General features: G+C 69.7%; 26 protein-coding genes. 14 read left to right on the forward strand and 12 right to left on the reverse strand.

Annotated features, from left to right (window positions below; translation table 11 throughout):
* Positions 1 to 23 precede the first annotated feature (23 nt).
* Together ACV7JO_RS04430 and ACV7JO_RS04435 are read right to left on the reverse strand one after the other, a co-directional pair.
* A complete protein-coding gene (locus ACV7JO_RS04430; RefSeq protein ID WP_470355140.1) occupies positions 24 to 266 on the reverse strand; it encodes a DUF7385 family protein in 243 nt (80 codons plus the stop codon).
* A gap of 31 nt (positions 267 to 297) precedes the next feature.
* A complete protein-coding gene (locus ACV7JO_RS04435; protein ID WP_470355141.1) occupies positions 298 to 1,161 on the reverse strand; it encodes a cytochrome c oxidase subunit 3 in 864 nt (287 codons plus the stop codon).
* Between the two features lie 191 nt (positions 1,162 to 1,352).
* On the opposite strand from ACV7JO_RS04435, the gene ACV7JO_RS04440 reads away from it, so the two are divergent.
* The 3 genes from ACV7JO_RS04440 to ACV7JO_RS04450 are packed head-to-tail and all read left to right on the forward strand — an operon-like array spanning position 1,353 to position 3,305.
* Positions 1,353 to 2,702: a hypothetical protein gene (locus ACV7JO_RS04440; protein ID WP_470355748.1), complete on the forward strand. Its 1,350-nt coding sequence runs from the start codon at positions 1,353 to 1,355 to the stop codon at positions 2,700 to 2,702.
* Positions 2,699 to 2,968 (forward strand): C2H2-type zinc finger protein, encoded by a 270-nt coding sequence (locus ACV7JO_RS04445; RefSeq protein ID WP_470355142.1) that lies wholly within the window; start codon positions 2,699 to 2,701, stop codon positions 2,966 to 2,968. The genes ACV7JO_RS04440 and ACV7JO_RS04445 overlap by 4 nt, the downstream gene beginning before the upstream one ends.
* A gap of 52 nt (positions 2,969 to 3,020) precedes the next feature.
* A complete protein-coding gene (locus tag ACV7JO_RS04450) occupies positions 3,021 to 3,305 on the forward strand; it encodes a DNA-directed RNA polymerase subunit L (RefSeq protein WP_470355143.1) in 285 nt (94 codons plus the stop codon).
* Between the two features lie 6 nt (positions 3,306 to 3,311).
* On the opposite strand, the gene ACV7JO_RS04455 is transcribed toward ACV7JO_RS04450, so the two are convergent.
* Positions 3,312 to 4,175 carry a hypothetical protein gene (locus ACV7JO_RS04455; protein WP_470355144.1) on the reverse strand — a complete coding sequence of 288 codons (864 nt, stop codon included), beginning with the start codon at positions 4,173 to 4,175 and terminating at the stop codon, positions 3,312 to 3,314.
* A 69-nt stretch (positions 4,176 to 4,244) separates the two neighbouring features.
* On the reverse strand, positions 4,245 to 5,060 hold the full coding sequence (gene hisF / locus ACV7JO_RS04460; RefSeq protein WP_470355145.1) for an imidazole glycerol phosphate synthase subunit HisF: 816 nt from the start codon (positions 5,058 to 5,060) through the stop codon (positions 4,245 to 4,247).
* A 102-nt stretch (positions 5,061 to 5,162) separates the two neighbouring features.
* Between hisF and ACV7JO_RS04465 the strand changes: the two genes are divergently transcribed.
* From ACV7JO_RS04465 to ACV7JO_RS04475, 3 genes are read left to right on the forward strand one after another with little or no spacing between them, the layout of a single operon-like run.
* Positions 5,163 to 5,354, forward strand: coding sequence for a DUF7550 family protein (locus ACV7JO_RS04465; RefSeq protein ID WP_470355146.1), 192 nt, complete (start codon positions 5,163 to 5,165; stop codon positions 5,352 to 5,354).
* Between the two features lie 43 nt (positions 5,355 to 5,397).
* On the forward strand, positions 5,398 to 6,606 hold the full coding sequence (locus tag ACV7JO_RS04470) for an FIST signal transduction protein (protein WP_470355147.1): 1,209 nt from the start codon (positions 5,398 to 5,400) through the stop codon (positions 6,604 to 6,606).
* A gap of 3 nt (positions 6,607 to 6,609) precedes the next feature.
* Positions 6,610 to 7,827, forward strand: coding sequence for a PAS domain-containing sensor histidine kinase (locus ACV7JO_RS04475; RefSeq protein ID WP_470355148.1), 1,218 nt, complete (start codon positions 6,610 to 6,612; stop codon positions 7,825 to 7,827).
* A 12-nt stretch (positions 7,828 to 7,839) separates the two neighbouring features.
* On the opposite strand, the gene purL is transcribed toward ACV7JO_RS04475, so the two are convergent.
* The gene (gene purL / locus ACV7JO_RS04480) at positions 7,840 to 9,987 is read right to left on the reverse strand and encodes a phosphoribosylformylglycinamidine synthase subunit PurL (protein WP_470355149.1); all 2,148 of its coding nucleotides are present in this window, start codon (positions 9,985 to 9,987) and stop codon (positions 7,840 to 7,842) included.
* Positions 9,988 to 10,140: 153 nt separating this feature from the next.
* Here purL and ACV7JO_RS04485 point away from each other — a divergent pair, with 153 nt between their 5' ends.
* Positions 10,141 to 10,404: a hypothetical protein gene (locus ACV7JO_RS04485; protein WP_470355150.1), complete on the forward strand. Its 264-nt coding sequence runs from the start codon at positions 10,141 to 10,143 to the stop codon at positions 10,402 to 10,404.
* Between the two features lie 52 nt (positions 10,405 to 10,456).
* Here ACV7JO_RS04485 and ACV7JO_RS04490 read toward each other — a convergent pair whose 3' ends face one another.
* Positions 10,457 to 10,756, reverse strand: coding sequence for a DUF7521 family protein (locus ACV7JO_RS04490; protein WP_470355151.1), 300 nt, complete (start codon positions 10,754 to 10,756; stop codon positions 10,457 to 10,459).
* 2 nt (positions 10,757 to 10,758) lie between these two features.
* Positions 10,759 to 11,136: a helix-turn-helix domain-containing protein gene (locus ACV7JO_RS04495; RefSeq protein ID WP_470355152.1), complete on the reverse strand. Its 378-nt coding sequence runs from the start codon at positions 11,134 to 11,136 to the stop codon at positions 10,759 to 10,761.
* A gap of 212 nt (positions 11,137 to 11,348) precedes the next feature.
* On the opposite strand from ACV7JO_RS04495, the gene ACV7JO_RS04500 reads away from it, so the two are divergent.
* Positions 11,349 to 12,500 (forward strand): multicopper oxidase domain-containing protein, encoded by a 1,152-nt coding sequence (locus ACV7JO_RS04500; protein ID WP_470355153.1) that lies wholly within the window; start codon positions 11,349 to 11,351, stop codon positions 12,498 to 12,500.
* A gap of 28 nt (positions 12,501 to 12,528) precedes the next feature.
* Here ACV7JO_RS04500 and ACV7JO_RS04505 read toward each other — a convergent pair whose 3' ends face one another.
* A complete protein-coding gene (locus tag ACV7JO_RS04505; protein ID WP_470355154.1) occupies positions 12,529 to 13,014 on the reverse strand; it encodes a DUF3592 domain-containing protein in 486 nt (161 codons plus the stop codon).
* A gap of 142 nt (positions 13,015 to 13,156) precedes the next feature.
* On the opposite strand from ACV7JO_RS04505, the gene ACV7JO_RS04510 reads away from it, so the two are divergent.
* Together ACV7JO_RS04510 and ACV7JO_RS04515 are read left to right on the forward strand one after the other, a co-directional pair.
* Positions 13,157 to 13,471, forward strand: a complete 315-nt coding sequence (locus tag ACV7JO_RS04510; protein ID WP_470355155.1) for an Htur_1727 family rSAM-partnered candidate RiPP — start codon at positions 13,157 to 13,159, stop codon at positions 13,469 to 13,471.
* On the forward strand, positions 13,468 to 14,691 hold the full coding sequence (locus ACV7JO_RS04515) for a TIGR04347 family pseudo-SAM/SPASM protein (RefSeq protein WP_470355156.1): 1,224 nt from the start codon (positions 13,468 to 13,470) through the stop codon (positions 14,689 to 14,691). The genes ACV7JO_RS04510 and ACV7JO_RS04515 overlap by 4 nt, the downstream gene beginning before the upstream one ends.
* Positions 14,692 to 14,703: 12 nt before the next feature.
* Here ACV7JO_RS04515 and ACV7JO_RS04520 read toward each other — a convergent pair whose 3' ends face one another.
* Positions 14,704 to 14,955 (reverse strand): hypothetical protein, encoded by a 252-nt coding sequence (locus tag ACV7JO_RS04520; protein WP_470355157.1) that lies wholly within the window; start codon positions 14,953 to 14,955, stop codon positions 14,704 to 14,706.
* A 50-nt stretch (positions 14,956 to 15,005) separates the two neighbouring features.
* Positions 15,006 to 16,025, reverse strand: coding sequence for an AIR synthase family protein (locus ACV7JO_RS04525; RefSeq protein WP_470355158.1), 1,020 nt, complete (start codon positions 16,023 to 16,025; stop codon positions 15,006 to 15,008).
* Positions 16,026 to 16,356: 331 nt separating this feature from the next.
* Here ACV7JO_RS04525 and ACV7JO_RS04530 point away from each other — a divergent pair, with 331 nt between their 5' ends.
* Both ACV7JO_RS04530 and ACV7JO_RS04535 read left to right on the forward strand, forming a co-directional pair.
* Complete coding sequence (locus tag ACV7JO_RS04530) at positions 16,357 to 17,043, forward strand: PHP domain-containing protein (protein ID WP_470355749.1); 687 nt, start codon at positions 16,357 to 16,359, stop codon at positions 17,041 to 17,043.
* Complete coding sequence (locus tag ACV7JO_RS04535; protein WP_470355159.1) at positions 17,043 to 18,125, forward strand: asparagine synthase C-terminal domain-containing protein; 1,083 nt, start codon at positions 17,043 to 17,045, stop codon at positions 18,123 to 18,125. The genes ACV7JO_RS04530 and ACV7JO_RS04535 overlap by 1 nt, the downstream gene beginning before the upstream one ends.
* Before the next feature lie 111 nt (positions 18,126 to 18,236).
* Here ACV7JO_RS04535 and ACV7JO_RS04540 read toward each other — a convergent pair whose 3' ends face one another.
* Complete coding sequence (locus tag ACV7JO_RS04540) at positions 18,237 to 18,719, reverse strand: NUDIX hydrolase (protein ID WP_470355160.1); 483 nt, start codon at positions 18,717 to 18,719, stop codon at positions 18,237 to 18,239.
* A gap of 43 nt (positions 18,720 to 18,762) precedes the next feature.
* Positions 18,763 to 19,728 carry a transcription initiation factor IIB gene (locus tag ACV7JO_RS04545; RefSeq protein ID WP_470355161.1) on the reverse strand — a complete coding sequence of 322 codons (966 nt, stop codon included), beginning with the start codon at positions 19,726 to 19,728 and terminating at the stop codon, positions 18,763 to 18,765.
* A gap of 220 nt (positions 19,729 to 19,948) precedes the next feature.
* Between ACV7JO_RS04545 and gatC the strand changes: the two genes are divergently transcribed.
* On the forward strand, positions 19,949 to 20,227 hold the full coding sequence (gatC, locus tag ACV7JO_RS04550; protein WP_470355162.1) for an Asp-tRNA(Asn)/Glu-tRNA(Gln) amidotransferase subunit GatC: 279 nt from the start codon (positions 19,949 to 19,951) through the stop codon (positions 20,225 to 20,227).
* A 1-nt stretch (position 20,228) separates the two neighbouring features.
* Positions 20,229 to 21,518, forward strand: coding sequence for an Asp-tRNA(Asn)/Glu-tRNA(Gln) amidotransferase subunit GatA (gene gatA, locus ACV7JO_RS04555; RefSeq protein WP_470355163.1), 1,290 nt, complete (start codon positions 20,229 to 20,231; stop codon positions 21,516 to 21,518).
* Positions 21,519 to 21,520 lie beyond the last annotated feature (2 nt).

Consider the following 21,520-nt stretch of genomic DNA (forward strand, 5'->3'; position numbering starts at 1 on the left):
GGACCGGAATAAGCTTTCCGGGCTCAGTGTGTCAACAGGAGCAGCTGGTCGTCGGTGCGGACCAGACAGAACGGTCCGCCGGGGTCGCCGAACGTGTTCTGTCGCTTCTCGCTGACGAGCAGGCGGTCGAAGGCCTCGCCGCAGGCGGGACACGCGAAGTCGTTCCGGTTCGAGAGCGTCATCGTCCCGCGGTCCTCCTGCAGGAGCTTCAGCCCGTGCCGGTAGTCGTGGACGTCGAAGTGGTCACCGGCGTCGAGTCGGTCCATACCGCGAGAAGGGCGGGCGTCGAGTTAAGGCTTAGACGAGATTCGCGCCGACGTAGAGGACGACGACGAGGAATATCCAGACCACGTCAACGAAGTGCCAGTACATCGAGGCCGTCGAGACGGAGGTGTGTCGCTCGGGCGAGTACTGGCCGTAGTAGGCCCGGGCGAAGACGATACCGAGGAGGACGGCACCCATCGTGACGTGGAGGCCGTGGAGACCGGTCAGGCCGTAGAACGCCGAGCCGTAGGCGCCTTCGGTGATGGTAAAGCCCTCGTGGACGATGAACTCGTAGTACTCGTAGACCTGCCCGCCGATGAAGACGATGCCGAGCGCGAGCGTGGCTCCGAGCAGCCTGAGGAACCGCGAACGGTTCCCGTTCAGCAGCGCGATGTGGCTGTAGTGCAGCGTGACGGAACTGATGACGAGGATGACGGAGTTGACGATGACGAGGGACCCGAACACCTCGGGAATCGTCGAGGCCGCCCACACGTCGGTGCCACGCACGATGAAGTAGTAGACGAACCCGGCACCGAACGTGGCGAGTTCGGAGCCGAGAAAGAGCAGCATGGCGAACTTGAGCGTCCGTCCGGAGTGTTCGTCGGTCCCCCGCTCCCAGAAGTCCGAGACGAAGGCGTGGTAGAGCCAGCCGTAGAGGCCGACGAGGAAGACGCCGACCGAGCCGACCGTTGCCGCGGCCCCGATAGTCGTGCTGACGAGCGGTTCCTCGCCGACCGCGAGGACGAACAGCGCGGCCCCGACGTAGATGCCGGCGGCGCCGATGGCCGTCACGAACGGCCACCAACTCGCCTCACCGAAGCCGTGGGGCCAGTCCTCCGTCGCCGGGAGGTGGTGCTCCCCGTGGCCGTCGTCCGTGTGCTCCTCGATAGTACCCATACCCGGCGGTTACGACCCGATTACTAAAAGTCCATCCCATTCGCTCGGCGCGCGGACGCCGTCGCCTCGCTGCCCGCTGGCCGCCCGCCGCGCTGTGCCGACCGGTGGGCGGCTCCGATGCGGAAGGTACACGGGCCTCAGGGACAAAGGGCGCGGCGATGGCAACACCACGCCGCCGGACGACCACGGCGCTGGCCTGCGGGCTCCTGTGGACGGTCGCCGTCGGTACCGCGAGCGCCCACGGTGGAAGCCTCGCCGCCGGCGGCCGAGAGCCGCTGACGGTCCCGACGTGGCTGTTTCTCGGGACCGGCGGGGCGGCCGTCGGCGCGTCGTTCCTGCTGGCCTCGTTCGTCACCGACAGGGCGTTCGTCGAGCGGGTCCACGCGTGGGGTCGGCCGCTGGTCCCCGACGCCGAGCGCGCGCTGGTCGCCGCCGGCCGGCTCGTCGGCCTGCTGGGGTTTGCCGCCGTCCTCGTGACGGCCTTCGTCGGGCCGACGCGGCCCCGCACGAACCTCGCCGTCCTGCTGGTCTGGGTCGCGTGGTGGGCCGGGCTGGCGATGACCACGTACCTCGTGGGCAACAGTTGGACCGTGCTGAATCCGCTGAAGACGCTCGCGGGCCTGTTCCCGACGCTGGACCGGTCCTATCCGGACCGGCTGGGCGCGTGGCCCGGCGTCGTCGGCCTGCTGGGCTTGGTCTGGCTCGAAGTGGTCAGCCCGCTGGCCGACGAGCCGCGCCTGCTGGGGACCGTCGTGGCCGGCTACGCCGTGCTGACGCTCACGGGGGCCGTCGTCTTCGGGCCGGGGACGTGGTTCGAGCGGGTCGACCCCGTCGAGCGGGTGTTTCGCTACTACGGCCGCGTCGCGCCCATCGGCCGCGGCGCGGACGGCCGGCTCCGCCTCCGCTTGCCGGCGATGGCCCTCTCGACGCCGCGGCTGGTCGACGGCGACGACGAGGTGGCCTTCGTCGTCGCGCTCCTGTGGGCGACGACCTACGACGGACTGGTGACGACGCCGGCGTGGCGTGACCTGACCACGCCGCTGGTCGACGCCGGCGTCCCGGCCCACCTCCTCTACCCGGTCGCGCTCGCGGCCGGGTTCGGCCTCTTCCTCGGCGTCTACCGGCTCGCCGTCTCGCTCAGCCGCCGGAGCGCCGAGACGTACCTCGCGCCGTCGGTGCTGGCCGAACGATTCGCGCCGCCGCTGCTGGCTATCGCCGCCGGCTACCACTTCGCCCACTATCTGGGTTACTTCCTCGTGCTCGCGCCGTCGCTGGTCGTCGCACTGTCGGCCCCGCTGTCGGACCCGACGTTCGTTCCGGTACTCGAACTCCCGGGATGGTTCGGCGGCGTCTCGCTGGCGGCGGTCGTCGTCGGCCACTTGGCGGCCATCTGGGTCGCTCACGCGGCGGCGTACGACCTCTTCCCCGAGCGGTTGCAGGCCATCCGCTCGCAGTACCCCTTCATCGCCGCGATGGTGTTCTACACGATGACCAGCCTGTGGGTCGTCTCCCGTCCGGAGGTGCCCCTGCCCCACCTATGAACGACGACGCCGAGTACACCTACGACGTGCCCCCCGACGCTCCGGTCTACGAGTGCGCCTACTGCGGCCGCCCGTTCTCGACGCGCGAGCGCCGCGCGCTCCACTGGGGGCTGTCCCATCCCGGCGACATCGACGACGACGAGGCCGACGCGTTCCGCGAGGCCTACGCCGCCGAGGAGGACGCGCTCGGCACGTTCCGCCTCCGCGGAGTGGCCGCGCTCATCCTGCTGTACTTCGGGCTGTTGATGGTGTACGCGCTGGTCTGACCGGCGGCCGGGAAGCGACACGTTGATGGGCGACAGTCGCCCACGAACGGGTATGGACCTGCGCGTCATCGACAAATCCGACACGGAGCTCTCTATCGAAGTCGCGGGCGAGGACCACACGTTCATGAACGTCATCAAGGGGGCGCTGCTGGAGACCGACGGCGTCACGGCGGCGACCTACGACATGAACCCCGAGCAGTCGGGCGGACAGACCGACCCCGTGCTGACGATAAAGACCGAGGAATCCGTCGACGCGCTGGACGCGCTCGAAGACGGCACCGACCGCGTCATCGAGAAAGCGGACAGCCTCACCGAGGCATTCGAGGCCGCGGCCTGACGCTTCTCAGCAGACGACGTACGTGACGTAGGCGGTCCCGCCGGGCGCGACGTGAACGTCGACGCCGACGGTTCCCGCCTCGGCCGCCCGGAACGGCGCTCCCCGCTCGACGTAGCTGTCGACCAGCGACGACGCCAGCGCCGTCTCCGTCTCGAAGTCGCTCACCGAGCGGCCGGTCCGCTCGTAGGCGACCCGGTAGGCGACGACGCTCGGCCGCTCGCAGGCGAGGCCGAACCGTTCGAAGGCGGCCCGCTCCGGACCGTCACCCTCGCCGGCCTCCGCCGCCACGAGAGCCTTGTTGTAGTAGGTCGCGGCGTCGGCCGTGGTGGCGTTTGCCGCCAGCGCCGTCGCGCCCTCGTTCGTCCGGCGCTCGTTCAGCGCGTCGACGTAGGCGTCCTCGACCGCCGTCAGTTGCAGGCCGGCGACGCTGTCGGCCGCGCCGGGGGCGTTCGGGACCGCCGGCGGCCCCCCACTCGTCCCGCCGCCCGCGCTCGCGCCGGGGAGCGGGATGACGCCCGTGAACCCGAGCGCGAGGACGGCCAGCAGGACGGCCACGACGACGTAGCCGGCGACGTACTTGGGTTCGACGATGTCGCGCCAACTGGTCGAGATGTCGGCCAGCGGGTCGTCGGCGGCGACGGGTTGGCGCTCGAAGTCCGCGCCGCCACACCGGTTGCAGGGCGGGGAGTTACGCTGGTGTTGGCGGCCGCAGTCCTGACACACCCAGACCGAACCCCCCGGCGTCACGTCGCCGTCGGCCTCAGGGCCGACGGGTTTGACCGCCTTCTCGTAGCTCCCGTGGCCGCAGTTGTCACAGGGCGGGTCGTTCTCCTCGTGGGGCTTGCCACACCACTCGCACCGCCATTTCATTGCCCGAGCTAGGGAGTCGGAACACAAAGACTGCGCGGTTGGGCCGCCGCGGTGGGTCGGTCTGTAGCGCTACAGCCGGACCGGGATGCCCTCGTCGGCCAAGTACTCTTTCGTCTCTTCGATGGAGTACTCGCCGAAGTGGAAGATAGAGGCCGCCAGTCCGGCGTCCGCGCCGGCGTCGACGAACACCTCGGCCATGTCGGCGGGGCTGCCACAGCCAGAGGAGGCGATGACCGGCGTCGAGACGGCGTCACAGACCGCCGTCATCAGCGGGATGTCGTAGCCGTCTTTCGTCCCGTCGGCGTCGATGGAGTTGACGAATATCTCGCCTGCGCCCCGGTCCTCGGCCTCCATCGCCCACTCGACGGCGTCCAGACCGGTCCCCTCGCGGCCGCCCTTGACCGTACACTCGAACCAGCAGGACTCGCCGTCGACCTCGGCGTAGTGTTCGCCCGCCTCGTCGAAGCGCCGCCGGGCGTCGAGCGAGATGACGATACACTGGTTGCCGAAGGCGGCCGCGCCCTCCCCGATGAGGCTCGGCTCGGCGATGGCACCGGAGTTGATAGAGACCTTGTCCGCGCCGGCCCGCAGCGTCTCCTTGATGTCCGCCCGAGTGCGGATGCCGCCGCCGACGGTCAGCGGGATGAACACCTCGTCGGCGACGGCCGACACCGTCTCCAGCATCGTCTCGCGGCCCTCGGCGGAGGCGGTGATGTCGAGGAAGACGAACTCGTCGGCCCCGGACTCGTTGTAGGCCTTCGCCATCTCCACCGGGTCGCCGGTGTACTCCAAGTCCTCGAAGTTGACGCCCGTGTAGACGGCGGCGTCCCCGTTCTCGTCGACGTCCACGTCGATACAGGGGATGATGCGCTTCGTGAGAGTCATTCGATACACGGGGGTTCGCCACAGGGCCGTTTGACCGTTTCGGCTGGCACAACGGGACCGGAATCCGACAGTTACAGGTACCCGCTGGCGGTACCGACAGGTATGGCAGACGACCACCACGAGGACGACCGGCCGGCGTACGACCCCGAGAACGTGGATTTGCCCGCGAAGGAACCGCCGCTCCGGTCGACGGCTCCCCAGAGCGACTTCACGATGTCGCAGGTCGGCACCGGGGCGGCGGTCGCCGCCGTCGGCCTCGTCCTCACCTTCGGCGTCGCGCTGGCGCTGGTCTGAGCGCCACCGGCGTATAAGTACCTCCAGCGAAAACGGGGGAATCGTGTCGGCAGACCAGCCAACGGACACGACGGTTGCGACCGGTGCGTCCGCGGCGACGGACGGCCGGCGAGCGGGCCGGGAAGCGGCCAGCGCCGCCCGAGATGGTCTCGACGCCGACCGCGTCGACTTCTGTCAGGTATTCGCCAGCGCCGCGCTCGACCCTGCGGCCGTCCTCGACGCCGTCCACGAAGTCGTCGACGCGGACACGGCCGTCGTCGGCTGTTCTGCCACGGGAACGTTCACCGAGGAGCGGACGATGGACGACGGCGTCGCCGTCGGCCTCGTCACGAGCGACTCGGTCCGCTTCGATACGGCCATGGCGACCGGTATCGGGGAGAACGTCCAAGGGACCGTCAGAGAGGTCGCCCGCTCGCTCCCCGGAGACGTCGACTACCCCTACCAGTCCGCGCTCGTCCTCCACGACGGCCTCTCGGGCGTCGGCGAGCGGCTGTCGCTTGCGGTCCAGCGCCGGCTCGGCCCCCACGTCGGGTTCGCCGGCGGTGCGGCCTCAGACGACTACCAGATGGCGTCGACGCCGGTGTTCTGCGGCGAGACCGTGGCCGAGGACGCGCTCGTCGTCGCCCTCGTCTCCAGCGAGCGGCGGACGGTCGTCTCGGTCGACCACGGCCACAAGCCGGTCTCGGAGCCATACGAGGTGACCGACGCCTCGGGCAACGTGGTCCGTGAACTCGACGGGCGACCGGCCTTCGAGGTCTGGAAAGACGCCGTCCGCGATCCGGTCGCCGACGACTTCGGCCTCGACGTCGACGTGCTCGACCCCGACGCGCCGGAGCTACACACGCTGCTTGGTGCCTACGAGTTCGGCATCGACCAAGGCGACGGTTACAAGATACGGTGGCCGCGCCTCGGCGGCGACGGGGACGGCGGCCTCCGGTTCGCCGTCGACATCCCCGAGGAGACGGTTCTGCGCGTGATGCACGGCAGTCCCGAGGACCAGATCGCCTCCGCTCGGCGGGCCGCGGCGGAGGCGGTGGCGCTGGGCGACGGCGTTGCCGGCGGCTTCGTCTACGACTGCGCCTGCCGGGAGATAATTCTGCAGGACGCCTTCCCGGAGGCCGTCGACGCGATGAACGACGAACTGTCGGTCCCGTTCGCGGGCTTCGAGACCTACGGCGAACTGTGCATGCAGATGGGACAGCTCAGCGGCTTTCACAACACGACGACCGTGGTCTTCGTCCTGCCGGAGTGAGCCATGGACCGGACCGAACTCGTCTCGAAGTTCGCGGAGACTGTCGGCGTCGAGAAGGCGGAGTCGCTCGTCGACACGGCGATGGCCGACGTGGGTATCGGGGCCGACGCCGAGATGACGAACGCGGACGCCAGAGACGTCTGTGAGGTCGTCCAGCACACCCACGAGGGGTACGTCGCGCTCGTCGCCAGCGAACTCCGGGTCCACCTCGCGGCCGAGGAGCGGTTCACCGCGCTCCTCGGTAACGTCCCCGACCCCGCCGTCGTCGTGGAGTTCGACCAGCGCGAACCCTACGTCAAGTCCGTCAACGAGCCCTTCGAGGCGTCGTTTGGCTACGACGGGGACGAGATCGCCGGCGACTCGCTCCCGTCGCTGGTCGCGCCGCCGGAGACGACCAGCGACGAGATAGTCACCGACTGGTGGCGCGCCACCGACAACTCCGAGCAGGAGGTGACCCGAACCACCGCCGCCGGCGAGGTCCGGACCTACCTGTTCCGGAACGTCATCGTCACGCGCGAGGGCGGCGAGGTCGAGGGGTACGGCGTCTACACCGACATCACCGAGCGCAAGCGCCGCGAGCAGCAACTGGCCTCGCAGAACGAACGCCTCGACGAGTTCGTCAGCATCGTCAGCCACGACCTGCGCAACCCGCTGAGCGTCGCGACCGGCCACACCGGCCACCTGCTCGCCACCGTCGAGGACGAGGCGGTCCGCGAGAGCCTCGAAGCCATCGACGCAGCCCACGGCCGGATGGAGCGACTGCTCGGCGACCTGCTCGACCTCGCCAGACAGGGCCGGGTCGTCGGCGAGACGGAACCGGCCGACCTAGACGCCGTCGCCGCGGCGGCGTGGCGACAGGTCGACACCGACGGGGCGACTCTCTCGGTCGACGCCGACGTGACCGTCGAATGTGACCCGACCCGCCTCCAGCAGTTGTTCGAGAACCTGTTCCGAAACGCGATGGAACACGCGGGTCCGGACGCGAGCGTGACCGTCGGCACGCTCGACGCCGGCGACCGGGGCGGGTTCTACGTCGCCGACGACGGCCCCGGTATTCCCGAAGCCGACCGCGAACAGGTGTTCCAACACGGCTACACGACGGACGCGGACGGGACCGGATTCGGGCTCTCTATCGTCCAGAGCATCGCCGAAGCCCACGGCTGGACGGTCGGCGTCGGTGAGAGCGCGACCGGCGGCGCGCGCTTCGAAATCAGGCGATAGCCCGCGCCGGCATCAGGCCAGTTCGTCGGTGATGACCGAGCGCAGGGCCGCTATCTCGCCGGCGTCGTACTGCACCCGCTGGCCGTCGACCGCGAGGTCCAGACGGCCCGAGGCGTCGGTCTCGCCCAGTTCGGTCACCGACGCGACCCCGTCGAAGGCCTCGCGGACCGCGTCGGGGTCGGTCGTCTCGAAGACGACGCGGCCGGGGCGCTCGTCGAACAGGGCGACGTCGTCGGCGTCGAGTTCGACCGTCGCGCCCGCGTCCCCGTGGACCATCTCGGCCAGCGCGACGGCCAGTCCGCCGTGGCTCACGTCGTGGCTGGCGCGGACGTGGTCGGCGTCGGCCACGTCGGCGACGGTGCCGACCAGTGCCGTCGGGTCCGCGGGGAGAGCGGGGAAGGCGTCGCTCCCGCCGAACTGCGCGGTGTACTCAGAGCCGCCCAGCCCCGGGTCCGCCCCGGCGGCGGGGCCGTCGCCGACGACCACCAGCGTCCCCTCGCCGGCCAGTTCCAGCGGCGGCGCGTCGTACCCCTCCTTGACGCCGACCAGCGCGAGCGTCGGCGTCGGTGGGATGGGGCCGGCTTGGGAGTCGTTGTACAGCGAGACGTTGCCGCCGACGACCGGCACGTCGAGTTCGTGGCACATGTCCGCGAGGCCGTCGACGATGCCCTTGAAGCCGCCGTACACGTCGGCCTTCTCGGGGTTGCCGCCGTTCAGGCAGTCGACGGCGGCGTGGGGGGTCGCCCCCTTCGCCGCGACGTTCGTGGCGTTCTCCAAGGCGACGGCGCGAGCGCCCTCGTAGGGAGCGGCGTCGGTCCAGTTGGGGTCCGCGCCGGCCGAGAAGGCCAGCCCGGTCCCAGCCTCCCGAATTGCCAGCAGGGCAGCGTCGTCGCCCGGCAGGACGCTCGTACGGACCTGCACCTCGTGGTCGTACTGGCGGTAGACCCACCGCTTCGAGGCGGTGTTGGGGCTGGCGACGACGCCCTCGAAGGCCTCGTCGAGCGCGACAGTCGGCAGGTCCCGCTCGGTTTCGGTCGGGGGCTCGGCCGGCAGGTCGTTCATCGGCGCGCCGTCACCGAGGAACTCCGCCGCAACGTCGACGACCGTCTCGCCCTCGAAGGTGCAGACGTAGTTCGTCCCCGGTTCGGTGAGTTCGCCGATGACCGAACAGCCGAGGTCGTAGCGGTCGGCGAGTTCGGCGACTCGGTCGACGTTTTCGGGCGCGACCTCGTACACCATCCGCTCCTGACTCTCGGCGAGCAGGTACTCCATGGCGTTCATGTTCGGCTCGCGCTCGTGGACACGGTCGAGTTCGATGCGCGCACCCAGCCCGCCCTTGGCGACGAGTTCGGACGAGGCCCCGCCAAGCCCCGCCGCGCCGAGGTCGCGGGCCGACTCCACGAGCCCTTCGTCGAGCAGCGCCTCGTTGCACTCGACAAGTAGCTTCTCGGTGTAGGGGTCCCCGACCTGTACGGCCGGGCGGTCCTCCGTCTCGGCGTCCTCCGCGAGGTCCTCGCTGGCGAAGGAGGCCCCGCCCAGTCCGTCCCGGCCCGTCGAGTTCCCGACGAGGACGAGCTTGTTGCCCGGCTCCTGCGCTTCGGCGGTGATGGTCCGCTCGGGCTCCAGCAGGCCGATACAGGAGACGTTGACGAGGGGGTTGCCCTCGTAGCCGTCGTGGAAGGCGACCGACCCGGTGACGGTCGGGACGCCGATGCAGTTGCCGTAGTGGGAGATGCCCTCGACGACACCCTCGAAGAGATAGCGGGAGTGTTCCCGCTCGAAGTCGCCGAAGTAGAGGCTGTCGGCGAGCGCGATGGGGTAGGCTCCCATCGACAGCGTGTCCCGGACGATGCCGCCGACGCCGGTCGCCGCGCCGTCGAACGGGTCGACGTAGGAGGGGTGGTTGTGGGACTCGATACCCATCGTGACGTACATCTCCTCGCCGTCGCCGTGGGCCGGCAAGGAGACGACTGCGGCGTCGTCGCCGGGGCCGATGACGACTTGCTCGCCCTCGGAGTCGAACGCCGACAGCAGGGGCCGCGAGGAGCGGTAGGCGCAGTGTTCGCTCCAGAGGTTCTCGAAGAGCGCGGCCTCGGCCCGCGTGGGCTCCCGGCCGATTTCGTCGACCACGATATCGTGGTCAGCGTCGGACAGGCTCATTAGGTGGTCGTGGCTCCCGCCCGGCTAAATCGCTTTCCATGCGCCGCCACGCGGCCCCTCGCCCGGGCGCGACGCGTCGGTCCCCGGCGGCCTACACCGCTCCCTAACTCGTTTGGTGGTCCTGATACACACGTGGCCCCCATGTGAATATACGTGAACGTCCGACTGCCCACCGACCGACTGACCGACGACACCATCGACGAACTCGAACGCGCGGCCCGCGGTCTGCCGAGTGTGGAACTGGAGACGGCGAGCGGCCCGGGGCTGACGGTTCGGGGCGACGGCAGCGGTATCGCGCAGCTTCGACGGTCGCTGTTCGTCCGAGAGTCCTCCGCCCGCGCGTACGGGCAACCGACGCTCGCGGACGCGGACCGCACGGCCCGCACGCGCATCCGGGACGCGCTCTCGGCCCGATAACCCGTCGCACGTCCCCGACCGCCGCGGCCGCCTGCGGTTCGCTATCGAGGTCCTACCGGACGTACAGCGAGTAGAGGATGATACCCAGTCCGGTGGCGGTCAGCGCGCTGGAGACGAAGACGCTGACGTTCAGGAGTTCGAGGCCCAAGAAGCGGCTGACGACGAGGTCCAGCGCGCCGCCGAGGATGGCCCCGACGGTGACGACGCCGAACCCGTAGGTCAGCCATTTGTGTTCGGGCGACTGCGTCCGCTGCCACGCCTGATACGAGTAGTACGTGATGAGGCCGCCAATGACGAGTGTGAGCGTCTTGGCGGCGACGATGCCGATCTGTGAGCTTGGAATGTGTGGCATGGTTATGTCTCCTTTCTGACCTCCGACCAGAGGTTCTCGAGCCGCTGGTCCGGCGACCGCGGGCGGTGGGTAACGTCGACTGCGAACTCCCGGTCGTCGTCGAGCAGGATGACGACCTCCTCGAAGTCGATGGCGTATCGGCTCGCGTGTTGCCCGTCCGGGCGCACCTCCACCCCCTCGTACAGCAGCGACGACTCCGTCAGTAGCTCCAGCTTTCGGTAGGTCGTCGACAGCGGGACACCGCTCTCCTCCGCTATCTCACTGGCCGTCATCGGTTCGTCCAGCACGCTGACTATCTCCCGACAGTCCTCGTCGTCGAGCGCGTCCAGCACGTCCTGTAACGCCGGCGTCTCGTCGTCACTGAACGGGTCCCGGACCATCGTTGTCACCCACTCTCTGCCGGACACGTTTAATATGTCCGAAACCGTCCGGATGGTGCCGTCTGCTGTCGGTTTCCGACATATAGTAACCGTGATTTTGCGGGGGTAGTGTAAACTACTCCCGCCCGTTCCCAGCCACTGAGAACGGTTTCGCCGCGGTGAGAACGCGCCTCCGAGGGTATATACCAGCCGTCGAAACGTTCAGGTGTCCCATGACTGACCGCATCGGCGCACCCGGTTCCGGTATCTCGCGGCGCGACTTCGTGAAAGCCTCCGGCCTCGGCGGCGCGGCCGCCCTCGCCGGCTGTACCGCTCCCGACTCCCCGGGAACCGCGACCGACGCTCAAGCGGACGCGACGGCACCCCAGTCCAGTAGCGACCTGCCGACCACCTCCCCGCCGGAGGTCGTCAACGTCGACGAACAGGGCGGACAGGTCACGCTCTCGTCGGTCCCGGCCCGGCACATGGCCCATCCCATCGAGACGATGGGCGGACCGGTCGAGCTCCCGCAGGTGTGGGCGTTCAAGGCCGACGACGGAAACCCGAGCGTCCCCGGTCCAATCCTCCGGACGACGGAGGGCGAGGACATGGAGGTGACGCTGGACAACACCGACGGGATGCGGCCCCACACGGTCCACTTCCACGCCGTCTCGAAGGACTGGGAGGACGACGGCGTCCCGACGACGACGGGCATCCGCGTCGACCCCGGCGAGAGCCACACCTACACTATCCCGGCCAACGAGCCCGGAACCCACCTCTACCACTGCCACTACCAGACCCCGCGCCACCTCGACATGGGGATGTACGGCATCTTCCGCGTCGACCCCGAGGGGTACGAACCGGCCGACAAGGAGTACTTCCTGACGCTGAAAGAGTGGGACTCCCGGCTCAACCGCCAGATGGCCGGCATGGACGCCACCTACGACCCGCGGAACCGACGGGCGGACACCTTCACGGTCAACGGGAAGTCCGCACCCCGGACGCTCCACCCCGAGGACGGCTCCCCGATTATCGTGGAACAGGGCGATACGGTCCGGCTGCACCTACTCAACGGCGGCTACATGGACCACCCGATGCACATCCACAACCACCGCTTCGAGGTCCGCTCGAAGGACGGCGGCGTGATTCCCGAGGCCGCCCGGCACCGGCAGGACGTCTGTTCCATCCCCCCGGCAGGCCGGCGCACGCTGGAGTTCGAGGCCGACGCCGACCCCGGCATCTACCTCATGCACTGCCACAAGGTCAACCACGTGATGAACGGCTCCGCGTACCCCGGCGGGATGCTCACCGGCGTCGTCTACAGGGAGGCGATGGACACCGACATCTTCGGGCAGTTGATGGAGTACGCGGGATACGAAGGTTGAGCGGAGCGAGACCTTCGAACCGCGCGGGCTACGACCGAAGGTACGAGACGATGCCCAACAGTGCCATCACCGTGCCGACGCCGAGCAGTTCCAGCGGGGCCCGCGACTCCTCGGCTTCGAGGAAGCCGTCGGCCGGCGAGGCCGGGTCGACGTAGGCTGTGACGGCGTCGCCGGCGTCGTAGGGTGCCAGCACCTCCCGGGCCGCCGACTCCGTGTCGTAGTTCGTGGACGACGACGCCGGGTAGATGTCGTTTCCGGTGTACGCCGTCCCCTGATAGCGGTACTCGAAGGTGACCGTCGGCCGGTAGTCGGTGCCGCCGCGGCGCTGTGAACTGGTCTCGATGCCGGTGTCGGTAACCGTCGCGTTCACTTCGACAGCGTCCTCGACGGCCGCGGACTGCTGGACGTAGTCGTAGCCGCCGTAGCCGGCGACGGCGAGGCCGACGAGGACGACGAGGAGGGTTGTGCGCGCGGAGGTCGGTCCGTCGGAACCGATGGAGATGTTCGGGGACACGTCGGCCCCTGAAAAATCCAACGAGCCTAACGGTTACGCTCTATGGCGAGAGCCGGGACCGCCGGTAGCGACGCCCCGTCCGGGTTCCCAGCCGCTGGGAACCCGCCGCCCCCGTTTTTTAGTGGGCGTCCAAGTGACCGGTATGGACCGACCGGACTACGAGGTCGAGGCACCGCGGGGCGCGACCAGCCGCGAGTGGGAAGTGTTCCTCCGGGAGACCGCCGCGGAGCCGCTGACCCACGCCGGCAGCGTCAGCGCGCCCTCGGAGACTATCGCCCGCGAACAGGCGACGCAACTGTTCGGCCACGCCGCCGCCGCGCTGTGGCTCTGCCCGGCCGACGAGACGCGGCGGTTCCAGACCGCCGACCTCGCGTTGGACCCCGACGGCGGTGACGGAGACGCGACGATGGACCGCGAGGAGATGGCGGCCGAGACACTGCGGGGTGAGGACGGATGATTTCGGTCTCGAAGCTGCTCTGTGACCTCGACGCGGAGGGCGACGGCCTGCGCTACGACGCCGCCAGCGAGTCGACGAAGGCCCAGATTCGGGACCGCAAGCAGCGCCGCCCGGTCGTCGTCTGGAACGTCACCAAGCAGTGCAACCTCTACTGCGACCACTGCTACGCCGCCGCCGACACGGACATCGCCGACGGCGAACTCACCACCGCCGAGGGGAAGGCGCTGCTCGACGACCTCGCCGACTACGGCGCGCCGGTCGTCCTCTTCTCCGGGGGCGAGCCGCTGGTCCGCAACGACCTCGAAGAACTCATCGCCTACGCCGACGAGGTCGGCGTCCGGCCGGTGCTGTCGACCAACGGGACGCTCATCACGCCCGACCGCGCGGAGTCGCTGAAGGCCGCGGGGCTGAAGTACGCCGGCGTCTCCGTCGACGGCCTCCCCGAGCGCAACGACGACTTCCGCGGGATGGCGGGGGCGTTCGACGGCGCGGTCAAGGGGATAGAGAACTGTCTCGACGCCGGCCTCAAGACCGGCCTGCGATACACCATCACCGAGCGCAACGCGCCCGACTTGGAGGGTGTTGTCGACCTGCTGACCGACGTGGGCGTCGACCGCTTCTGCTTCTACCACCTCGACTACGGCGGCCGCGGGACCGAAATCGTCGATGCCGACCTCACGCCCGTCGAGCGCCGCGAGGCCGTCACGCGAGTCTGTGACATGACCCGTGAGTACCACGACCGCGGCGAGGAGATCGAGACGCTGCTGGTCGGCAACTACGCCGACGCCGCCTACCTCGTCGAGTACGCCCGCGAGTACCTCGGCGAGGCCCAAGCCCGCCGCGTCTACGAGTACCTGCGGGTCAACGGCGGCGACCCGACCGGCGAGCGCGTCGCCGACGTGGACTATCAGGGCAACGTCCACCTCACGCAGTTCTGGCAGGGCTACTCGCTGGGGAACGTCCGCGACCGCCCGTTCGGCGACATCTGGGAGGACGAGTCAAACCCGCTTCTGCGGGTCCTGCGGGCGCGCGAGGACCGTCTCACCGGGAAGTGCGCCGACTGCCGGTACGCCGGCGTCTGCCGCGGGGCCTCTCGGCTGCGGGCGCTCACCGTCGAAGACGACCTCTTCGCTCCGGACCCGCAGTGTTACCTCGACGCCGACGAGCGGACCGGGCCGCTCCCGTTCGGCGACGGCGCCGCGTCGAACCCCGCCGACTGACCGCCCCCGGCCTCAGTCGTGGCGGCCGACGTGGTAGACGACGCCCCAGACGAACGAGATAGCCACCATCACCACGAGCGTCCCCGCGAACTGTTCGTTTACGGGTATCTCGGTCCCCGTCGTGTTCCGTATCACGCCGATGGCGAGCATCGACGTCTCCGCCAGTGGCGGCACGAGGTCCCAGACGTACTTCGACAGCATCGCTCCGAGGATGACCGTCACGAACGACGCGAGGGCGTGTGACCCCCCGGTTGTCGCGGGCATGGGCGACCGTATCGTCCCAACCACCTTATCTGTCGGGTATCTGTCCTTCCTCAGCCGTCGCTGGTGCGTTCCTCCAACCGCGCCAGCGCCTCCCACGAGGGGTCGTTCCCGGGGTGGCTCGCCCGCTCGCCGTCGACGAACACGCCCGCTCCCTCGCCAACCGTCCCGACGACCGCCGCCGGCGTCCCCCGCTCCCGGAGCGCCGCCACCACGGCGTCGGCGTCGTCCGGCGCGACCGTCGCCAACAGCGTCCCGCAGCTACTGACGTGCCACGGATCGACGCCGACGGCTTCGCAAACCGGGTTGACGCCGTCGGCCAGCGGCACGGTCGCCGAGTCCACGTCGAACCGGACGCCCGCGCCGTCGGCCATCTCCACGAGGCCGCCGACCAACCCACCTTCGGTCACGTCGTGCATCGCCGACACGTCCCCCGAGTCGGCCGCGGCCAGCGCGTCCCCGACGAGCGCCGTGTCGTCCAAGCGCGCCTGCGCGGTCGCGACCGTCTCCGCGTCCAGCTCCAGCGCCTCGGGGAACAGGTGGGCGAACAGTCCCGCGACCTCCGCGCCCGGGCCGGTCCCGAGGACGATGCGGTCGCCCGGCCGCGCCCCGTCGGGTCGTATCACGTCGCTGTGGTCGCCCACGCCCAGCACCGTCGCGCCACCGACCCACGAGAACTCGACGCCCTCGTAGCGGGCCGTGTGACCCGTGACGATGCTCACTCCCAGTTCCGCGGCGCGGCCGGCAAAGCCTTCCCACATCGCCGCGAGGTCGTCGTCGGACAGCCCCGGCGGGAGCGTCAGCGTCACCGAGAGGTGCGTCGGTGCGAGGCCCGAGACCGCCACGTCGGCCACCACCACGTCCAGCGCGAACCGCCCGGCCCGCTCGAACCCAAGCCCCGGCAGCACCGACAACGGGTCCGTCGCCAGCACGACCGCTTGCCCGCCCACGTCTACGACGCCGAAGTCGACGCCGTGTGTCGGCCCGAGGTGAACGTCCTCGCGGTCGGCCCCCAGCGACGGGTAGACGACCGCATCGAACACGTCCCGGTCGATCTTTCCGAGGTCGCTCATCGTCTCCCCGTCGGCGAGCGAGCGCTAAGTAACCGGTGGTCACGACCCCCTCGTCGTCCGTCCGCGCTCGGCCGCTCGCCACCCCGTCGCATCACCCCCCACAGGATTACGGCCGGCCACTCAGGTGACTACACGCCGAACTGTCGGACGCGGCCGCCACGGAGCGGTCGCACGTTCGGCTCCACTCTCGTGGGAACGGGCACACGCCACTTCGGCCGCGTCCGCCCGGCTTTCGGCGGGCGCGCCCGCTCGGCATGGCTACCGGCTCGGGAGATAGCGGGCCCCGAGCCGTACCGAGTTGCTTTTGGCCCGGCCAACTGTACTGGTGTCCGTGCTGTCGGTCGAGCTTCACACCCACTCGTCGCTGTCCTACGACGGCCGCGACTCCGTCGACCTCCTGCTCGAACAGGCGCGGGCCGTCGGTCTCGACGGCCTCGCGGTCACGGACCACGACGAGATAGACGCGAGCCTGCGGGCCGCCGAGTTGGCCCCGGAGTACGGACTCGTCGGCATCCCCGGGATGGAGGTCACGTCCGCCGCCGGCCACGTCCTCGCGCTGGGCGTCCGCGAGGCCGTCCCGCAGGGCCTCCCGTTCGACGAGACGCTCGACCGCATCCGCGACCGCGGCGGCCTCGCCGTCGTCCCGCACCCGTATCAGGAGTCCCGTCACGGCGTCCTCGAACACATCTCGACGGACGAACTCGCCGCCGCCGACGCCATCGAGGTGTACAACTCCCGGCTGCTCACCGGCCGCTCGAACCGACAGGCCGAGCGCTTCGCCCGCCGCCGGGGGCTCCCGATGACCGCCGGGAGCGACGCCCACATCGCCGAGATGGTCGGACAGGCGGTGACGAACGTCGACGCCGACGAGCGCAGCGTCGACGGTATCCTCGACGCCATCGCCGACGGGCGGACCACTGTCGAGGGCAAGCGCACGCCGTGGCGAATCAGCTTCCGACAGGCCGCCGGCGGCGCGAAACGCCGCGTGACCAATCGCGTCCGGAACATGCTCGACTGATGCGAGGGGCCGACGCCGACGCGGTCCGGAGCGCGCTCGACACCGCGACGGCGCTGTCGGGGACCGCCGGGTTCGCCGGCGAACTCGACGGGACGCTCGTCCGGGACGTACTCGGTCGCTATCCGCTGTTTCTCGATGCCGCCGACGACCCGACGGTCGGCGGCGCGTGGAGCCACGACCCGAGCGACCTCGCCGACCCCGAGTCCGTCCCCGCGGGTCACGCCGTCGACGCCGACGGTCGCCGCCGGGTCTGGACGCTGCCGGACCCCGACCCGTTCGGCGACCGCGAGAGGGCAGTCGAGCGCGTCCGCGACGCCGTGGAGACCAGCGTCGACGCCGTCCCGACGGACGGGCTGGCCGTCGCCTGCTCCGGCGGCGTCGACTCGGCGCTGCTGGCCGCGCGCCTCGACGCGCCGCTGTACGTCGCCGGCTTCCCGGACAGCCACGATGTCGAGGCGGCCCGGTCGGCTGCGGCCCTGCTGGACCGGGACCTGCGAGTCGTCGAGTTGACCCACGACACCATCGAGCGCGCCGTCCCCGACATCGTCGCCGCGACCGGGCGGACCAACGCGATGGCGGTCCAGATAGCGCTCCCGCTGTTCCTGACGGCCCAGCGGGTCGCCGCCGACGGCTTCGACCGCCTCGCGCTGGGACAGGGGGCCGACGAACTGTTCGGCGGCTACGCGAAGGTGGCGAACGCGCCCGAGGACCCCCGCGTCGAGGCCGACACCGTCCGGGGCGCACAGCAGGAGGTGGTGGCGACGCTGCCCGACCAACTCGAACGCGACGTGCTAGCGTTGCGGGCCGCCGGCGTCGAACCGGTGACGCCGCTGTTGCACGACCGTGTCGTGGGGGCCGCGCTCCGACTCGACGACGCGATGCTGGTCGACGGCGAGACGCGCAAGTGGGCGTTCCGGGAGGCCGCTCGCGGGACACTCCCGGCGGCGATAGCGACCCGAGACAAGAAGGCGGCTCAGTACGGGTCGCTGGCCGCTCGGGAACTCGACCGACTGGCCCGGCAGGCCGGCTACAAGCGCCGGATGGACGACCACGTCACGAAGTACGTGGAGTCGCTGGTGTAGCGAACGGACGGCACGGCGTCGGACACGGACCGGTGTGCCGCCGGCGTCGCGTGGCCGGTCCGCGGTGGCGTTCAGCGCACGGCGACGTTGGTCCCGTGTCGGTACTTGAACCTACGGGGAGTCTCCAGCGACGGCTTCGACCGCTCGGGTACCGATTTCGACCACGTCCGGCGGGAAGCGGTCGCTGTCGGCTTCGAGGGCGGCCGGCGTGACCCACGCCCAGTCGTCGGCGGGTTGCTCGCCCGGGCCGGGGTCTATCTCTCGGCTCTCGGCGCGGCCGTAGAAGATGAAATCGACGTGCTGGTGGCCGACGTTGCCTTCGTCGTCGACGTTGATGTCTTCCAGCAGGAAGTGCTGTGGCTGGGGAATCGAGCGGACGGTCCTGCTCTCGATGTCCTCGCGCGGGGCGACGAGGTCGACCGTGAGGCCCAGTTCCTCGCGGGTCTCGCGCAGGGCGGCCTCGTGGGGCAGTTCGTCGCGGTCGACGTGGCCGCCGGCGGGCAGCCACATGTCCAGTTTGTCGTGTTCGTGGAGCGCGACAGCGCCGTCGCTGACGACGTAGACGGTGGCGACGAAGTGGCGGGTGGTCTCCATACCGGCCGAAGGCGGCCGGCCGTGGTCTGCGTTTCGGAACCGGTCAGGGGTGGACGCTGTCCTCGGCCTCCAGCAGTTCGTGGTAGCGGTTGCGGATGGTGACTTCGGAGATGTTGGCGACCTCGCTGACCTCGCTCTGGGTGACCTTCTCGTTGGTCAGCAGCGAGGCGGCGTAGACGGCGGCGGCCGCGAGGCCGACCGGGGACTTTCCGGAGTGGACGCCCTGTTCCTTGGCGTTCTGGAGCAGTTGGCGGGCGCGGCGCTCGACCTCCTCGGAGAGGTCGAGGTCCGACGAGAACCGCGGGACGTAGCTCTCGGGGTCTGCGGGCTGGATTTCGAGGCTCAGTTCCCGGACGACGTAGCGGTAGGTGCGGGCGATTTCGTCTTTGTCGACCCGTGAGACGTTGGAAATCTCGTCGAGTGACCGCGGGGTCCCGGCCTGCCGAGCGGCGGCGTACAGCGAGGCCGTCGAGACGCCCTCGATGGAGCGGCCGGGCAGGAGGTCCTCGTCGAGCGCGCGGCGGTAGATGACACTCGCCGTCTCGCGAACGTTCTCGGGGAGGCCGAGAGCGCTCGCCATGCGGTCTATCTCGCCGAGGGCCTGCTTGAGGTTGCGCTCTTTGGAGTCACGCGTGCGGAACCGCTCGTTCCACGTGCGCAGGCGCTGCATCTTCTCGCGCTGGCGCGAGGACAGGGAGTTGCCGTAGGCGTCCTTGTCCTGCCAGCCGATGTTGGTCGAGAGCCCCTTGTCGTGCATCATGTTCGTCGTCGGTGCGCCGACGCGGGACTTCTCGTCTTTCTCCTTGGCGTCGAAGGCGCGCCACTCGGGACCGGGGTCTATCTCGTCTTCCTCGACGACCAGCCCGCAGTCTTCACAGACCGTCTCGCCGCGTTCGTTGTCGGAGAGCAGTGAGCCACCACACTCCGGACAGACGATAGTCTCGTCGTCCGTTTGCTCGTCTTCTGTCTCGCGCTCGTTCGCGTATCGGCGGATGGTGGTGTCGGTCATTGGTCACGGACAAACGGGGATGGATACCCGAAGAACGTCTTGTACACCTATCTGTTGCGGTCCGAGCGACTTAAAACCTTTGCCCAACCAGTATGAAGAGTTTCCGAATCGAAAAACTGGGTTTCTGAAATCGTGGGATACGTTCCTCGAACGGAACCGCTGCGACGATGTCGGCGGCCGTTCCGAAACCCTTACCGCCGGCCCAGTCCACCCCCGGAACATGAGTGACAACGCCGTCGACCCCGACGAGGTCCGTCACGTCGCGGACCTCGCCCGCGTCGACCTCGACGACGCCGAGGTCGAGCGGTTCACCGAGCAGTTCGGCGAGATACTGGCCGCTTTCGAGGCGCTGGACGAGGTGCCCGAGACCGACCGCGAGGCCGCCCTCGAGAACGTCATGCGGCCCGACGAGGTCCGCGAGAGCCTCTCGCAGGAGGAGGCGCTACAGAACGCCCCCGAGTCCGAGGCCGGCCAGTTCAAGGGACCGAAGGTGTCGTGAGATGACCAACTACAACGGCTACGTCACCGAGACGACCATCGAGGGGGCCGACGACGGCCCGCTGGCCGGGCGAACCGTCGCAGTCAAGGACAACATCTCCACCGAGGGCGTCCGGACGACCTGCGGGTCGGCGATGCTCGAAGAGTACGTCCCGCCCTACGACGCGACGGTCGTCGAGCGCCTGAAGGCGGCCGGCGCGACCGTCCCCGGCAAGACCAACATGGACGAGTTCGGGATGGGGACGACCACCGAAACGTCGGCGTTCGGCCCCGTCGAGAACCCTGTCGCCGAGGGGCGGGTCCCCGGCGGCTCCTCCGGCGGCTCGGCGGCCGTCGTCGCCGCCGGCGACGCCGACATGGCGCTGGGCAGCGACACCGGCGGCTCGGTCCGCTGTCCGGCCGCCTTCTGTGGCGTCGTCGGCATCAAGCCCACCTACGGGCTGGTCTCGCGGTACGGGCTGGTCGCCTACGCCAACAGCCTCGAACAGATCGGTCCCATCGCCCCCACCGTCGAGGAGGCCGCGGAACTGCTCGATGTCATCGCTGGCCCGGACGACCGCGACGCGACGACCCGCGAGGCCCCCGAGACCGACGGCTCGTACGCCGACGCGGCCGACGGCGACGTCGACGACCTCTCCATCGGCGTCCCGACGGAACTGCTCGACGGGGCTGACGAGCGCGTCGTCGAGACGTTCTGGGACGCCATCGACGACCTCGAAGCGCAGGGCGCGACCCACCACGAGGTCGACCTCCCCAGCGTCGAACACGCCGTCGAGGCCTACTACGTCATCGCCATGAGCGAGGCGTCCTCGAACCTCGCGCGCTTCGACGGCGTCCGCTACGGCCCCGCCGCGAGCGAGGCGGACGGCGGCCACGACGGCGACTGGAACGAGGCGTTCGCGGCGGTCCGCGAGGAGGGCTTCGGCGAGGAGGTCAAGCGCCGCGTCCTGCTCGGCACCTACGCCCTCTCGGCGGGCTACCACGACAAGTACTACAAGAAGGCACAGGACGCCCGCGCGTGGGTCAAGGCGGACTTCGACGACGCGCTCGACGGGGCGGACGTGCTGGCCTCGCCGACGATGCCCGTTCCGCCGATGGAGCGCGGCGAGAGCCTCTCGGACCCGCTGACGATGTACCTCGCCGACGCCAACACCACGCCGGTCAACCTCGCCAACCTCCCGGCCATCTCCGTCCCCGCCGGCGAGACCGAGGACGGCCCCGTCGGCCTCCAACTGGTCGGCCCTGCCTTCGGCGAGGAGACGATAATCCGGGCCGGGAGCGCGCTGGCCTGAAC

Source organism: Haloarcula sp. MBLA0138 (assembly GCF_055632455.1).